General features: G+C 70.6%; 1 protein-coding gene. It reads right to left on the bottom strand.

Translation table 11 applies throughout. The annotated features are described in order from the left end of the window. Positions 1 to 7 precede the first annotated feature (7 nt). Positions 8 to 279, bottom strand: a 272-nt coding sequence (locus tag AC5RWU_RS24760; protein ID WP_493986803.1) for a hypothetical protein, incomplete at its 5' end; no start/stop codon positions are given.

Here is a 279-nt window from a genome sequence, read left to right as displayed (position 1 = left end):
CGGCGTCTCAGGCCGTGCCGGGCCGGGTCTGGGTTCTCTTGTGTCGCGCCGGCCCGCGGGCCCTGGGCCGGAGGGCTATGCGCGGGCTGGTGCCGGCCTCCAGTACCTGCAGGCCGATGTAGATCAGCGCAACGGCCTGGACGGTGGCCGCAAGGGGTGGGAAGACAACGCTGTAGGGCAGGAAGATCGGTATTGCCATGCCGGTGAACATCGCCACCGCCGGCCACCAGGGCAGCACACCGCTGCGCCACAGTGCCAGCAGCAGCAGCGGCCATGCGA

The sequence above is a fragment of the Arthrobacter sp. B0427-1-12 genome (genome assembly GCF_059092905.1).
Note: the sequence above shows the minus strand (reverse complement) of the source record. Positions and strands in the feature narration are given on the sequence as shown.